General features: G+C 73.2%; 14 protein-coding genes. 6 read left to right on the top strand and 8 right to left on the bottom strand.

Annotation, left to right across the window (positions count from 1 at the left end):
• Positions 1-177 precede the first annotated feature (177 nt).
• The 6 genes from ACZ6YG_RS24410 to ACZ6YG_RS24385 are packed head-to-tail and all read left to right on the top strand — an operon-like array spanning position 178 to position 6,667.
• Positions 178-1,494 (top strand): Wzz/FepE/Etk N-terminal domain-containing protein, encoded by a 1,317-nt coding sequence (locus tag ACZ6YG_RS24410; RefSeq protein ID WP_466019305.1) that lies wholly within the window; start codon positions 178-180, stop codon positions 1,492-1,494.
• Positions 1,491-2,759: a hypothetical protein gene (locus ACZ6YG_RS24405; protein WP_466019304.1), complete on the top strand. Its 1,269-nt coding sequence runs from the start codon at positions 1,491-1,493 to the stop codon at positions 2,757-2,759. Before ACZ6YG_RS24410 ends, ACZ6YG_RS24405 begins: the two co-directional genes overlap by 4 nt.
• Complete coding sequence (locus ACZ6YG_RS24400) at positions 2,756-3,655, top strand: hypothetical protein (RefSeq protein ID WP_466019303.1); 900 nt, start codon at positions 2,756-2,758, stop codon at positions 3,653-3,655. Before ACZ6YG_RS24405 ends, ACZ6YG_RS24400 begins: the two co-directional genes overlap by 4 nt.
• Positions 3,652-4,506: a sulfotransferase domain-containing protein gene (locus tag ACZ6YG_RS24395; RefSeq protein ID WP_466019302.1), complete on the top strand. Its 855-nt coding sequence runs from the start codon at positions 3,652-3,654 to the stop codon at positions 4,504-4,506. The genes ACZ6YG_RS24400 and ACZ6YG_RS24395 overlap by 4 nt, the downstream gene beginning before the upstream one ends.
• Positions 4,494-5,753: a lipopolysaccharide biosynthesis protein gene (locus ACZ6YG_RS24390; RefSeq protein ID WP_466019301.1), complete on the top strand. Its 1,260-nt coding sequence runs from the start codon at positions 4,494-4,496 to the stop codon at positions 5,751-5,753. Before ACZ6YG_RS24395 ends, ACZ6YG_RS24390 begins: the two co-directional genes overlap by 13 nt.
• Positions 5,750-6,667 (top strand): sulfotransferase, encoded by a 918-nt coding sequence (locus ACZ6YG_RS24385; protein WP_466019300.1) that lies wholly within the window; start codon positions 5,750-5,752, stop codon positions 6,665-6,667. The genes ACZ6YG_RS24390 and ACZ6YG_RS24385 overlap by 4 nt, the downstream gene beginning before the upstream one ends.
• Positions 6,668-6,680: 13 nt before the next feature.
• On the opposite strand, the gene ACZ6YG_RS24380 is transcribed toward ACZ6YG_RS24385, so the two are convergent.
• The 8 genes from ACZ6YG_RS24380 to pth form a co-directional block, all read right to left on the bottom strand.
• On the bottom strand, positions 6,681-7,526 hold the full coding sequence (locus ACZ6YG_RS24380) for a WecB/TagA/CpsF family glycosyltransferase (protein ID WP_466019299.1): 846 nt from the start codon (positions 7,524-7,526) through the stop codon (positions 6,681-6,683).
• Positions 7,523-8,434, bottom strand: coding sequence for a glycosyltransferase family 2 protein (locus ACZ6YG_RS24375; protein WP_466019298.1), 912 nt, complete (start codon positions 8,432-8,434; stop codon positions 7,523-7,525). The genes ACZ6YG_RS24380 and ACZ6YG_RS24375 overlap by 4 nt, the downstream gene beginning before the upstream one ends.
• Positions 8,431-9,321, bottom strand: coding sequence for a sulfotransferase (locus ACZ6YG_RS24370; RefSeq protein WP_466019297.1), 891 nt, complete (start codon positions 9,319-9,321; stop codon positions 8,431-8,433). Before ACZ6YG_RS24370 ends, ACZ6YG_RS24375 begins: the two co-directional genes overlap by 4 nt.
• Before the next feature lie 154 nt (positions 9,322-9,475).
• Positions 9,476-10,738, bottom strand: coding sequence for a sulfate adenylyltransferase subunit CysN (cysN, locus tag ACZ6YG_RS24365; RefSeq protein ID WP_148029113.1), 1,263 nt, complete (start codon positions 10,736-10,738; stop codon positions 9,476-9,478).
• A complete protein-coding gene (gene cysD / locus ACZ6YG_RS24360) occupies positions 10,738-11,652 on the bottom strand; it encodes a sulfate adenylyltransferase subunit CysD (protein WP_148029112.1) in 915 nt (304 codons plus the stop codon). The genes cysN and cysD overlap by 1 nt, the downstream gene beginning before the upstream one ends.
• A 20-nt stretch (positions 11,653-11,672) precedes the next feature.
• On the bottom strand, positions 11,673-12,437 hold the full coding sequence (locus tag ACZ6YG_RS24355) for a 3'(2'),5'-bisphosphate nucleotidase CysQ (protein WP_397199218.1): 765 nt from the start codon (positions 12,435-12,437) through the stop codon (positions 11,673-11,675).
• Positions 12,437-13,789, bottom strand: a complete 1,353-nt coding sequence (locus ACZ6YG_RS24350) for a sugar transferase (RefSeq protein ID WP_148034255.1) — start codon at positions 13,787-13,789, stop codon at positions 12,437-12,439. The genes ACZ6YG_RS24355 and ACZ6YG_RS24350 overlap by 1 nt, the downstream gene beginning before the upstream one ends.
• A 204-nt stretch (positions 13,790-13,993) precedes the next feature.
• On the bottom strand, positions 13,994-14,578 hold the full coding sequence (gene pth, locus ACZ6YG_RS24345) for an aminoacyl-tRNA hydrolase (RefSeq protein ID WP_148029110.1): 585 nt from the start codon (positions 14,576-14,578) through the stop codon (positions 13,994-13,996).
• Positions 14,579-14,599: the final 21 nt, after the last annotated feature.

The raw sequence follows: 14,599 nt of genomic DNA, 5'->3' as shown, positions 1-14,599 counted from the left end.
CCGACAAACGCCGAAAAATCACTTTATAAAGGTACGATTCCGCGCCCGTACGAGAGAAAATCTTGCGGATCTCGCGTGACCGATAACCCGCGCCCCTATAGTGGGCGCACACCACGGCGCGTGACGCAGAGTCGTCAGTAAGCGACTATCCGCACACACTTCAGGGAGACTCGCCTCATGAGCCTGCCGCCGGACCGTCCGGTTCACCGTTCCGGCGCCGAACTGGGAGACCATCTCGCCCTGCTCCGCCGGCGCTGGCTGCTGTTCCTGGGATGCTTCCTCGCGGGCGGCACCGTGGGGCTGGCGATCATGCGCGTCACCCCGCCCGCCTACACGGCCACCACCTACGTGCTGGTCACCTCGGTGGGCGTCCCGGAGCCCGGCAACCAGGTGACCAGCCGGCAGCGCGAGCAGCTCAACCTCGACACCGAGGCGCAGATCGCCCAGTCGGCGGTGGTCGCCACCAGGGCCGCCGCGCAGGCGGGCACCGCCGACCTCGAACCCGTCGAGGTGTCCGTCCCGCCCAACTCGTCGGTGCTGACGATCTCGGTCACCGCCGCCGAGCCCGGCGACGCCGCGCTGCAGTCACGGGCGTACGCGCAGGCCTACCTGGAACACCGCGCCGACAGCGCGCGCGCGGAGATCGCGGCGCAGCAGCAGCTCGTGGCCGTCAAGCTGCGGCAGGCGAACGCCGCCCTGTCCACGGTCATAGGCGAGCTCCCCGCGCTGCCCAGAGGAGGTCCCGAGCACACCCGCGCGGCGCTCCGGCAGACCGTGCTCTCCCGGCAGGTCGCCGTGCTGACCCAGAAGTACGACGCGCTCAAGACGGTCACGGTGACGCCCGGAGAGGTCATCAGCGCCGCCACCCCTCCCCAGGACCCCAGCTCGCCCAGCCTGCCGCTGCACCTCGGGTCGGGCCTCATGGCCGGGCTGCTGATCGGGGCGGCCGCCGCGCAGGCGCGCGACCGGCTCGACACCCGGCTGCGCACGGCGGCCGACGTCGAACGGCTGACCGGGCTGCCCGTGCTGGCCGACGTGACCCGCCCGCTCGACCACGGCGCGCTGCACGAGCTGTCTTCGGCCGTGCTCGCCTCGTGCCCCGGCAAGCGGCTGCTGGTCAAGGCGGTCCCCCCGGCGCTCGGCGGCACGCCGGTGGCCGTGCCGCTGGCCGCGAACGTGCCGCTGGCCGTGCTCGACGGCACCGACGTGGGCGACCTGGCCCGAGCGGACGCGGCGCTCCTGCTGATCGGCCTCGACGGGGCCGACGCCTCCGACGTGGCCTCCGTCGTACGGCTGCTCAGCAGGCAGAGCGTGCCCATCATCGGCGCGGTCACCACGACGGACCTGACGCCCGAGCCTGTCCGGGCGCCGCGCGGCCAGCACACCTCGCTCGGCAAGCTCGTCGCCAGCGGCGAGATCGAGACGGGCATCGGCGCCAGGACCACCGCGCCCATGCACCACCCGATGCGGCGGCCCCCCGGCTCGGCGACGTGAGAGGACCCGCATGGCCCGTCGCGGCGCTGCTGCTCGGCTACCCGCTCTGGTGGGCGCTGGGGTTCGGCGGGCTGTCGGTGGTCGTGCTGGCCGTGCCCATGGCGGTCATCCTGTGGCGGCGCAGGCCGGTCAGGGTGCCGCCCGGGTTCGGGCTGTGGGTGCTGCTGATCGCCGGCTACCTGCTGAGCGGCCTGATGCTGGACGAGATGCCGCCCGGCACCTATGGCGAGTTGGGCGCGGGCCGGCTGATCGGCTACGGGATGCGCCTGGCGCTGTACGTGGCGGCCCTGATCCTGGTGGTCTACCTGGGCAACCTCACCGAGCGGGAGCTGCCGCAGCTGCGGCTGGTGCGGATGCTCGGCGTGCTGTTCCTCACGGCGGTGGCGGGCGGGCTGCTCGGCGTGTTCGTGCCCGGCCTCTCCTTCACCTCCCCGCTGGAGCTGGTGCTGCCCGACTGGATCTCCGAGCACCCGTTCGTGCAGAACCTCGTCCATCCGACCGCCGGGCAGACGCAGAAGGTGCTCGGCCACGCGCTTCCCAGGCCGGAGGCGCCCTTCGAGTGGGCGAACGCCTGGGGCGGCAACCTGTCGGTGCTGCTCATCTGGTTCGTGGTCGGCTGGTGGGTGTACGGTTCGCGCCGCCGCCGGATGCTGGCCGTGGCGCTGGTGGCGGTGGCGGCCGTGCCGATCGTGTACTCGCTCAACCGGGGGCTGTGGATCGCGCTCGGGCTGGCCGTGTTCTATCTCGCCCTGCGGGTGGGGGGCCGGACCCGGATTGCGCTCTGCGCGGTGACGGCCGCCGCGGCGCTGGCGTTCGTGCTCAGCCCGCTCGCTCCCCTGGTGGCGAAGCGACTGGACAGCCCGCACTCCAACGACATCCGGGCCTTCACCGTCTCGGCCACCGTCGCGGCGACGGGCCACTCCCCCGTCATCGGCTACGGCAACACCCGGCGCGCCATGGGCAGCCATCGTTCGATCACCACCGGGAAGACCTCGTGGTGCCCCGGCTGCGGCCACCCGCCGCTGGGCAGCGACGGTCAGCTCTGGCTGCTGCTGATCTCGCAGGGGCTCACCGGGGCGGTGCTCTACGTGGCGTTCTTCGCCGGGGCGATCCGCCGCCACTGGGCCGACCGCTCGCCGATCGGGCTGGCCGGGGTGCTGGTGATGTGCCTGGTCCTCTTCTACATGCTCGTCTACGACGGCCTGGTCACGCCGCTGAGCCTCTACGCGATCTCGTTCGCGCTGCTGTGGAGGAACACCTCATGAACGACGCCCGGATCCGGCTGATCTACCTGGCCGGCACGATCGACCTGCTCTACCCCGGCCCCGGCGGGCAGCGCGCCTACACCCTGCTGCCGCACGCCCGGCTGCCGCGCCGGCTGGCGCCGCGCCGCTGGTGGCATCCGGGCCGGCCGCTCGCGCTGCCCACGCACGGGTCGATCGCCGAGCATCTGGGCGAGGTGTTCGGCGCCCCGGTGGAGACCGTGGTGCACGTACGGCCCGCGCGCCGGGCCAACCGCAAGCCGGTGCTGGAGGCGTACCGCGAGGGCGAGCGGATCGCGTACGTGAAGATCGGCGACACCGCGCGGAGCCGTGCCCTGGTCGCCAACGAGGCCGCCGCGCTGGACCGGCTCGCCGGCCGGGCGCTGAAGACCGTCGTCGTGCCCTCGGTGCTCCACCACGGGAGCTGGCACGGTCTCACCGTGCTGGCGCTGTCGCCGCTGCCGGTGCGCCGGGGGCGGGTGCCCGCCTCGCTGCTGACCCGCGCGGTCGAGGAGATCGCGGCCACCGGCGACGCCGGCGGGCACGCCTGGCACGGCGACCTCTCACCGTGGAACCTCGCGCCCTCCGGTGACGGGCGGCTGCTCGTGTGGGACTGGGAACGGTACGAGACCGGCGTCCCGTACGGGTTCGACGCCCTGCACCACCTCTTCCAGCGGGCGCTGCGGCGCATGGACCCGGCCACGGCGGCGCGTGCCTGCCTGGCCCGGTCGGGGCGGACGCTGGCCCCGCTCGGGCTGTCGGCGGCACAGGCCAGGCAGACGGCGCTGCGCTACCTGATCGCGCTGGCCGACCGGCACGCCGCCGACGGCCACGAGCCGCTCGGCCCGCCGGGCGACTGGCTGAACCCCCTCGTCGACTATCAGGAGGCCCTGCTGTGAAGACCGCGAAGCAGACGGCGCTGTCCGTGTCCAGGACCACCGGGCGGATGACCTCCGCCGCGCGAATCCTGCCGTCGTTCCTCATCATGGGCGCCCAGCGGTGCGGCACGACCTCGATGTACCGGGCGCTCGCGCAGCATCCGCTGCTCTACAAGCCGGTGCTGCGCAAGGGCGTGCACTACTTCGACACCGACTACTGGCGCGGGCTGCAGTGGTACCGGGCGCACTTCCCGCTGAAGGTCGGCACGGCGCTGCTCACCCGCCGGTTCGGCGGGCTTCCGCAGGCGTTCGAGTCGTCGCCCTACTACCTGTTCCACCCGCTGGCGGCCGAGCGCATCGCCGCCGATCTGCCAGGGGTGAAGCTGATCGTGCTGGTGCGCGACCCGGTCGAGCGGGCCTGCTCGGCGCACGCGCACGAACTGGCCCGTGGGTTCGAGACCGAGGAGAGCTTCGAGCGGGCGCTGGAGCTGGAGGAGGAGCGGGTGGCCGGGGCCGAGGAGCTGCTGCGGACCGGCCCGCACGCCGTGCACCACGCCCACCGCCACCTCGCCTACCTGGCCCGCGGCCGCTACGCCGACCAGCTCGAACGGCTGGAGCCGCTGTTCGGGCGGGAGCGGATCATGGTGATCGACAGCCACCGGTTCTTCGCCGAGCCCGAGCCCGTCTACGACCGGCTGCTGCGTTTCCTCGGCGTGGCGCGGTTCGGTTACCCGGGCTTCTCCCGGCACAACTGGCGGCCGCGGCCCAAGCAGCTGCCCGACTCGCTGCGGCGGGAGCTCATGGAGGGGTTCGAGGAGCACGACCGGAGGTTGGTCCGCTGGCTGGGCGGTGAGCCGTCGTGGCGGCGCTGAGACGGGTCGCCCGGGGCGGGCTGGCCGGGGTCACCGGGGCGGCGGTGGGGGCGCTGGCGCAGTTCCTCCTGGTCGTGGTGGTGACCAGGGCCTATCCGGTGGAGGTCGCCGGGGCGTTCTTCACCTCGATCGCGCTGGCGCTGATGGTGGCCGGGGTGGCGAAGCTGGACGCGGGGAACGGGCTGGTGTTCTTCATCGCCCGCGCCGAGACCGACGGATATCACGGCGTTTCGGGATATGTCAGGGCGGCTTTGGTGCCGGTGGCGGTCGTCGCGACCGCCACCGGCCTCCTGCTGTGGCCGGTGCTCGGCGTGCTCGCGCTCGTGCCGCCCGCCATCGCCGTGGCCGACGTGCTGCTCGCCGCCTGCCGGGGCTTCGGCTCGATGCGCCCGACGGTGCTGCTGGACGGGGTCCTGCTGCCGCTCTCCCAGCTCGCCCTGGTCTCGGCCGCGGCCATGGCCGGGCTCTCCGGCGCCTCGCTCCCCCTCGCCTGGGCGCTCCCGTACCTGCCCGTCGTGGCGCTGGCGGCGCTCGCCCTGCGCGGCCGGGCGCCGCGCACCCCCTACCTGCCGGGAACGGCACGCGACCTGTGGCGGCACACCGCGCCCCGGTCGGCGGCGGGCGCGATCCAGGCGGTGTTCCAGCGGCTCGACATCGTGATCGTGGCCGCGCTCGGCGGCCCGGTCCAGGCCGCCGTCTACACCGCCGCCACCCGGTTCAAGGTCGTCGGCCAGCTCGCCGGCCAGGGCCTCGCCCAGGCCGCCCAGCCCCGCCTGGTGAAGGCGCTGGCCGCCGGCGACCTGTCCAGGGTCAGGGAGCTCTACCAGGTGACGACCATGTGGCTGGTGCTGGCGACCTGGCCGATCTGGCTCGGGTACGCCGTGCTGGCGCCGTGGCTGCTGCGCGTCTTCGGTCCCGGCTACGCCTCGGCGGTGCCGGTGGCGCTGGTGCTGGCGGCCACGATGATGGCGGCGACGGGGTGCGGCATGGTCGACGTGGTGCTCACCGCGGCCGGCCACACCACCGCCAGCCTGCTCAACCTCACCGCCGCCGTCACCTGCACACTCGCGCTGGACCTGGCGCTGATCCCCTCTCACGGCGCGCTGGGGGCGGCGATCGGCTGGGCGGGCGGCGTGCTGGTCAAGAACGCGCTGCCGCTCTGGCAGCTCCACCACCGCTACGGCCTGCGCCCGTTCGGCCGCCACAGCCTGGCCGCGCTCCGCCCGCGCACCTGGGCGGCGGCGTGAGCGGCCCGCCCGTGCTGGTCACCGGGCTGCCCAGGAGCGGGACGAGCTGGACGGGCAAGATGCTGGCGGCCGGCGGTGAGCTGGTCTACGTGAACGAGCCGCTCAACCCGCAGCACCCGCCCGGCCGCTGCCCCGGAGTCCTGCGCGCCCGGGTCTCGCACCGCTTCCAGTACATCTGCGACGACAACTCCGCCGCCTGGCTGCCCGCCTTCCGCGCCACCGTGGCCCTGCGCTACGGCTGGGCCGCCGAACTCCGGGTCAACCGCACGCCGTACGATCTGGCGCGCATGGTCCGGTACGGCGCCGCGTTCACCCTCGGGCAGCTGACGGGGCGGCGGGCGCTGCTGGACGACCCGTTCGCGGTGCTGTCGTCGGCCTGGTTCGCCGAGCGGCTGGGGTGCCGGGTGATCGCCCTGGTCCGCGACCCGGTGGCGTTCGTGGCGAGCTGGCAGCGGCTCGGCTGGACGATCTACTTCCACGAACTGCTCGAACAACCGCTGCTCGTCCGCGACCACCCCGAGGTGCTGCGCCTGCGCGCCCTGGTCGGCTCTCAGGACCGGGTGGCCAAGGCGGCGGCGCTGTGGCGGGTGACGCGCACGATCCTGTCACGCGTCCCCGGCATCCTGGTGACCTCCTACGACGACCTGGCCGCCGACCCGGTGCCGGGCTTCCGCGACCTGTACGGGTACGCCGGCCTGCGCTGGAGCCCCGCCGCCGAACGCCGGATCGTCCAGGCGTGCACCGGCGGCGGCCCGCCCGCCGGCGGCTTCGCCTGGTCGGGTCTCTCGCGCACGGCGTACCGTCCCATGGACTCCCGCCTCGCCGCCCGCTCCGGCCCCCGCGGCCTCACCGAGGCGGAGATCGCCCGCGTCCGGGAGCTGACCGGCCCGGAGACGACCACCGTCCGAGCATGAGCCGCCCCGGCCGCTACGCGCGCCGTCCGCGCGGCAGGCAGCGGCGCAGCGCGCTCGTGGCGAGCAGGCGCGCGGCGAAGGGCAGGTCGTCCACCAGGTAGCGCCTGGCCAGCCGCCGGGGCTCGGTCATGAGCCGGTGCAGCCACTCCAGCCCTCGGCGGCGCATCCAGGCGGGCGCGCGCGACACCGTCCCGGCCGCGAACCCGATGGCCGCCCCGCACCCCAGGAACCACGCCTCGGGCAGGTCGCGCCGCAGCTCGGCGATGAGCAGGTCCTGCCGGGGGAACCCGAAGCCGGCGAACACGATCGCCGGCCGCGCCGCCACGACCTTCCGCCGCACCCGCTCCCGTCCCTCCGCCGTCCGGTCGAACCCGTACGGCGGCGCGTCCACCCCGCGCACCTCCAGGCCGGGACAGCGCCGCGCCAGTTCCCCGGCCGCCGCCTCGGCCACTCCCGGCGGCCCGCCCAGCAGGTAGACCGGCCAGCCGGCGCGCGCCGCCATCGCGCTCAACGACCAGATCAGATCCGCTCCCGTCACCCGCCCCGGCAGCGGCGTCCCGCGCAGCCGGGCCGCCCACACCAGCGGCATCCCGTCGGCCACCACCACGTCGGCCCCCGCCACGAGCTCGGCGAGCCCCGGATCCCGTCGCACGGCCCGGCAGATGTCCACGTTGGGCGTCACGATCCGCCCTCCGCGCCCCGCCGCCAGCTCGCCGGCCACCCACGCCACGACCTCGTCCTCGCCGACGGGGTCGATCCCCACCCCGCCCACGACCACCCTCGGCGCACGAGGCGGCGCCGCTCCGTGGGCACGGGTCTTCAGGGTCTCCTGCGTACGGGACCGGGTCTGGGCGGTCAAATGCCACGTCCTCGCCGGTGAAGAAGGGAGAGGACCGCAGAGGCAGGCAGGAGACCGGCGGCGACGGCCAGAGCCAGCAGGGCGCGGGGTTCGGCGGGGCGGGCGGCCCAGGTGCGGGCGGCCCAGCGGGCGGCGGCGCGGCGGCGGCGCAGCGCGGCGTGGGCGAAGGCGAGCTGGCCGTAGACGCGAGCGGCGCCGCGGGAGTCGCCGGTCAGCTCGGGATGGCGGGCCAGCATCCACTCCAGCCCGGCGATCCGGTCGGACCAGCGGGAGGCGTAGTGGGAGCCGCCCCAGCGGACGCGGACCAGCGGCCGGTCGGCGCAGGCGATCGGGCGGCTCTTGGCGGCGCGCAGGGCGAGGTCCCAGTCCTCGTTCTGGCCGCCGGGCGCGCTCTCGTCCACCCAGATCACCCCGCGCCGGAAGAGGAACGTCGAGGAGTGCACCATCACCATCCGCGACCTCACCAGGTCGGCCGCCGTCACCGTCTCGGTCCCGGCCTGCCTGGGCACCACCCGGCCGCCGTACTCGACCTCGATCCCGCAGCTCGCGAACCACGCCCCGGCGTCCATCGCCGCCACCTGGGCGGTCAGCTTGCCCGGCAGCCACACGTCGTCGTCGTCGCAGAAGGCGACCAGGTCGCTGCCGCACGCGGCGATCCCGGTGTTGCGCGCCCCGGGCAGCCCGGGGCTGAGCCGGTTGGGCAGGACGCGCACCGGCAGCCCCGCCACCTGGTCGTCGACCACGCGGACGTCGACCCCGTCCGCGACCACCACCACGTCGCACGTCCCCGCGTAGTCCTGCGCCAGCACCCCCCGGACGGCCTCCCGCAACCACTCACTCCGGTCGCCCCGGGTGCAGATCACGACACCGACCGACGGACCCCTCGAAGAACCGGTCTGCCGGGTCATGTCGCGCTCCCGTACCCGTAGCGGGCTCTGAGCGGCCAGGTGAGGGCGGCGACCAGGCTCTGGCGGCGGCGCGGCAGCCCGTGGCGCCAGGTGTCGTCGCGGGAGAGCTCGATCGGCCCCGCCCCGAACCGCATCGGGTTGCCGGACGCCGTGTGGGCGGTGGTCAGGTGGGCGGTGGTGCCGTGCAGGAAGGGCAGCCGGGACGGCGGCAGCCCCAACTCGCCGGCCAGCGCCCCGAGCGTGTCGCCGGGCGCCGCCACCAGGTCCTCGTAGCGGACCCGGGTGACGCGGGCGCCACGGCGGGCGAGCAGCTCCAGGGCGAGGTTCTGGGCCGTCCAGTGGACGGCGGTGCGCACGGGACCCCAGCGGGTCATCGGCCTGCCGTTCTCCGGGCGCTCGACAGTCCTGCCCCAGGAGTGGGCGACGGCGCGCGGCTCGCGCACGACCTGGACGATGTGCGGGTCCAGCCCGCCTTCGAGCAGGCAGTACGCGAGCGAGGCATGCTTGCTGGAGTCGACCACCAGACCGGCTCCCGCGACGCCGGCCGCGGCCTCGTAGAGCAGGCGGTAGGCCCGGACGTACTCGGGGAGGTCGGCGTGGGCGCGGCCGAGCCGGCGCGTGCGGTCGACCCGGCGGCGCAGCGCCATCACCCGCCCGGCCAGCCCGGGAGTCCACCCCCCGAAGGCCTTCTCCCCCACCTGCCGCCAGAACGGGCAGGCCGGGAACGCCCTCCCGCATCCGCACGGCTCACCGGCCAGCACACCCCGCTCCCACAGGTGCACCACCTCACCGAGCGGCGCCACCCCGGGCAGCTCGCCGAGCAGGCGTTCGAGCAGGGTGGTGCCACTGCGGCCGAGGCCGCCCAGGAAGATCACACGTGGGGTCACGGACGGAGCTCCACCTCGCGGACACGGAACGTGGAGACTCTAGCGCGGAGAGTAATTGTGCGATCGCGAAACGTAAAAAGGATCTACCCACCGCGACAGAAAGCCCGGGCCTTCGGCGGAAGGCCCGGGCCGCCGTGTCGGCGCGACGTGAAGGTCAGCGGGAGTCGATGATCATGCCGGCGCCGACCGTGCCGTTGGTGGACTCGTCGATCAGGATGAAGCCGCCGGTGAGGCGGTTGCGCCCGTAGTCGTCGACGAACAGCGGCTGGGTGACCCGCAGCGTGACGCGGCCGATCTCGTTGAGACCCAGCGAGGTGGCCTCCTCGTCACGGTGGAGCGTGTTGACGTCGAGGCGGTACTGCAGGTCGCGCACCAGCGCGCGGGCGGTGCGGGTGGTGTGCTTGATGGCGAACTTGGAGCGCGGCGCCAGCTTCGCCCCGTCGCCCATCCAGCAGATCATCGCCTCCAGGTCCTGGGCGACCTGTGGCTGGTTGTTGGGCCGGGCGATCATGTCGCCGCGCGAGATGTCGAGGTCGTCCTCGAAGCGCAGCGTCACCGACATGGGCGGGAACGCCTCCTCCACCGGCCCGTCGAAGGTGTCGATGGCGGCGATCCGGGTGGTGAGCCCGGACGGCAGGTGGACGACCTCGTCACCGGGCTTGAGCACGCCGCCGGCCACCTGGCCGGCGTAGCCGCGGTAGTCGTGGAAGGCGTGGTCGGTGGCCTTCTGCGGACGGATCACGTACTGCACCGGGAAGCGCACGTCGACCAGGTTGCGGTCGGAGGCGATGTGCACGTTCTCCAGGTGGTGGAGCAGCGAGGAGCCCTGGTACCAGGGCATGTTCTCGGAGCGGGACACCACGTTGTCGCCGTGCAGCGCCGAGATGGGGATGAACGTCAGGTCGCCCACGTTGAGCTTCGAGGCGAAGGCGGTGAACTCCTCGCGGATCTCCTCGAAGCGGTCCTCGGAGTAGCCGACGAGGTCCATCTTGTTGACCGCGAGGACCAGGTGGGGCACCCGCAGCAGCGAGGCCAGGAAGGCGTGGCGGCGCGACTGCTCCAGCAGGCCCTTGCGGGCGTCGATCAGGATGATCGCCAGGTCGGCGGTGGAGGCGCCGGTCACCATGTTGCGGGTGTACTGGATGTGACCCGGGGTGTCGGCGATGATGAACTTGCGGCGCGGCGTCGCGAAGTAACGGTAGGCCACGTCGATGGTGATGCCCTGCTCCCGCTCGGCGCGCAGGCCGTCGGTGAGCAGCGACAGGTCGGTGTATTCGGTGCCGCGGTCGCGGGAGGTGCGCTCGACGGCTTCGAGCTGGTCCTCGAAGATCGCCTTGGAGTCGAACAGGAGCCGCCCGATCAGGGTGGACTTGCCGTCGTCGACGCTCCCCGCAGTGGCAAAGCGAAGAATGTCCATTAGAAGTAGCCCTCCCGCTTGCGGTCCTCCATGGCGGCCTCCGAGGCGCGGTCGTCGGCCCTGGTGGCCCCGCGCTCGGTGATCCGGGTGACCGCGATCTCCTCGATGATCTCCTCGACCGTGGCGGCCTTCGACTGCACGGCGCCCGTGCAGGTCATGTCGCCTACGGTGCGGTAGCGTACGACGGCCTCGAAGAGCGGCTCGTCGTCGCCGCGCTGGACCACGTCGCTGTCGGGCAGCAGCATGCCGTCGCGCTCGAAGACCTTGCGCGTGTGGGCGAAGTAGATGGAGGGGATCTCGATGCCCTCACGCCGGATGTAGTCCCAGACGTCGAGCTCGGTCCAGTTGGACAGCGGGAAGACCCGGATGTGCTCGCCCCTGCGGATGCGGGCGTTGTAGAGGTTCCACAGCTCGGGGCGCTGGCTCTTCGGGTCCCACTGGCCGAAGTCGTCGCGGAAGGAGAACACCCGCTCCTTGGCCCTGGCCTTCTCCTCGTCGCGCCGGGCGCCGCCGAAGACGGCGTCGAACTCGTGCTCCTCGATGGCGTCGAGCAGGGGGACGGTCTGGATCCGGTTGCGGGAGGCCCGCCTGCCGGTGTCCTCGGTGACCCGCCCGCTGTCGATGGCGTCCTGGACGCTCGCCACGACGAGGCGGGCGCCGAGCTCGGCGGCCCGCCGGTCGCGGAACTCGATCACTTCCTCGAAGTTGTGGCCCGTGTCGACGTGCATCAGCGGGAACGGGATGGGCGCGGGCCAGAACGCCTTCTCGGCGATGCGTAGCATGACGATCGAGTCTTTACCGCCGGAGAAGAGCAGACAGGGTCGCTCGAATTCGGCCGCCACCTCGCGCATGATGTGCATGGCCTCGGCTTCGAGTACGTCGAGCTGCGACGTCGTGTAGTCGCGCTGGAGCATGAGGGTCTTCCTCCGGCGGTTCAGCGGTGCAGGTCCCGGATCCCGGCGAGCAGTGATCGCGCCAAGTCGGGTAGGGAAACCAGGATATCGGGTAGTGAGGGGTCGGCTTGGTTATAGACCGGGGGCGTGCCGTCGATGCGGCTGGCGTGCGCCCCGGCGGCGAGCGCGACGGCCACCGGCGCGGCGGAGTCCCACTCGTACTGGCCCCCGGCGTGCACGTAGGCCTCGACCTCTCCGGTCAGCACGGCGGAGATCTTCGCGCCCGCCGATCCGATGGGCACCAGGTCGGCGCCGACGCGGTCGGCCAGCCGCCGCACGAACTCCGGCGGGCGGGTGCGGCTCACCGCGATGCGGAAGCGGCCCTCGGGGGCGGCGGGCAGCTTGGGCGGCTCGGCCGTGGTCAGCGTGCGGCCCTGGGCGGGCAGGGCGACGGCGCCGGCCGCCAGCCGGCCCCGTTCCCACAGCGCGACGTGCACGGCCCAGTCGGCGCGGCCCTCCTCGGAGAACTCGCGGGTGCCGTCGAGCGGGTCGACGATCCACACCCGGTCGGCGCTCAGCCTGCGCGGGTCGAGCCGCTCCTCACGGGTGGCCTCCTCCGACAGGACGCTGTCGTCGGGCCTGAGCCGGGCCAGCGCCTCCATCAGGAACTCGTGGGCGGCCCTGTCGCCCTTCGCGCGCAGCGCGCCGGGGTCACCGAACCCCTCGCGCTCGCGGACCGCCAGCAGGAGAGCTCCCGCCTCGGTCGCCAGATCGGCTGCGACGGTGTGGTCGTCGCGATTCGTCATCAATATGCTCCTTGCCCACGTGCGACGGCCGACCAAGTCTTCCACAGGATCTGGAGATCGAGCGTGAGCGACCAGTTCTCCACGTAACGCAGGTCCAGTCGGACGGATTCCTCCCAGGACAGGTCGGACCGGCCCTTCACCTGCCAGAGCCCGGTCAGCCCCGGGCGGACGAGCAGCCTCCTGCGCACGTCGTCACCGTAGCGCGCCACCTCCTCGGGCAGCGGCGGACGCGGCCCGACCAGCGACATGTGGCCGAGCAGCACGTTGATGAGCTGGGGCAGCTCGTCGAGCGAGTAGCGGCGCAGGTAGACGCCGAGCGGGGTCACCCGGGGGTCGTGGCGGACCTTGAACAGCGGGCCGTCGCCGTCGCTGACCAGCGTGAGCTTCTGCCGCTCCGACCCGCGCCGCATGGTGCGGAACTTCAGGATGGTGAAGAGCCGGCCGTCGCGCCCCACCCGCGTCTGGCGGAACAGCGCCCGCCCCGGGCTGGTCGCGCGCACCGCGATCGCCAGCCCGGCCAGCAGCGGGGAAAGCAGCACCAGCAGCGAGGCGGCCACCAGGCGGTCGAACACGTTCTTGACGAGCTGGCGGGCGCCGGCCAGTTGGGGGTGCTCGACGTGCAGCAGCGGCAGCCCGGCCGCGGGCCTGATCGTGGTGCGCGGCCCGGCGACGTCCATCAGCGCCGGGGCCACCACCAGCTCGGTGTGGGTCGCCTCCAGCCGCCAGGCCAGCCGGCGCAGCGCCACGCCGTCCATCTCGGGGCAGGCGAGCACGGCCACGGTGTCGGCCTGCACCTGGTCGACGACGAGCGGCACGTCGCTGAAGTGGCCGGCCACGGGCACCTGGGTCACGCCGCCGGGCGACGCGCCGTCGGGCAGGCAGGCCGCCACCACGTCGAGCCCGTGGTGGCGCTCCAGCCGGAACAGCCGCACCAGCTCGTCGATCGACGGCCCGTGGCCCACGGCCAGGACCCTGCGCATGCAGGCGCCTCCGGCCCTGCGCCGGTGCAGACTCCGGCGCAGCGCGTACCGGAACCCGAGCGTCAGCAGGGTGACCAGCGGCAGCGCGAGCACCACGTAGCCGCGGGCGACGTCGGCCTTGGTGAGGTACGAGCCGACGGCGAGAGCCGCGGTGAGCCCGACGCCGCACCGCACGATTCTCTGGAACTCCTCGGAGCCGATGCCGATCATGCGCGGCTCGTACGCCCGGTTGAGCGCGACCGCGCACACCCACACCGCCGGCAGCACCGCGCTGAGCAGGAGGTACGGCAGCGCGTAGGCGGTGACGTCGCCGAACCTGCAGCAGAAGGCGGCGGTGGCGGCGAGGCAGGCGGCGAGCAGGTCGGCGGCCATGGCGCGGATCTGGTAGCCGCGCACCCAGGTGGGCCGCCTGGGCCCCGCAGGCCAGGCGAGGGAAGGGCCGGCTTCGACGACGGCCAGCCCTTCGCCACGAGATCCCTCACGCACGCGCCCTCCCCGTGACCGATAGTTGACACACAGTCACCAGATCGTAGCGGTGGGTGAGGGGCGCCGCCCGCGAACGTCTCTATGCGGGGATCAGCGAGGAGGGCCGGAAATCTTGAGATCTGACCGGTGGAAGTCGTTCTGGGTGGCTTCGAGCCCGCGTTCCATCAGCGACTCGGCCACGTCGGCCGCCCGGTCGACGAGGAAGGGCAGGTCCTTGCGCTCGGCGGTGGCGAAGTCCTTCAGCACGAAGGCGGCGGGGTCCATACGGCCGGGCGGGCGCCCGATGCCGAACCGGACCCGCAGGTAGTCGCGGGTGCCGAGGCTCTTGGTGATGGACTTGAGCCCGTTGTGGCCGTTGTCGCCGCCGCCCAGCTTGGCGCGGAGCGCGCCGTACGGCACGTCGAGCTCGTCGTGCACCACGATGAGCCGGTCGGGCCCGATCTTGTAGAAGTCGGCGAGCGCCTTGACCGGCCCGCCGGAAAGGTTCATGTACGTCAGCGGCTTGGCCAGGACGGCGGCCCGCGTCTCCAGCGCCTCGGCCCGGCTCTTGTGCGCCTTGAACCGCCCGCCCGCCCGGGCGGCCAGCTCGTCGAGCACCATGAAGCCCGCGTTGTGCCTGTTGCCCGCGTAGCCGGGACCGGGGTTGCCGAGCCCGACGATCAGCCAGCGGTCCATGTGTTCCTCTCAGAACGGGAC

The sequence above is a fragment of the Nonomuraea sp. NPDC054003 genome, assembly GCF_055585125.1.
Note: the sequence above shows the minus strand (reverse complement) of the source record. Positions and strands in the feature narration are given on the sequence as shown.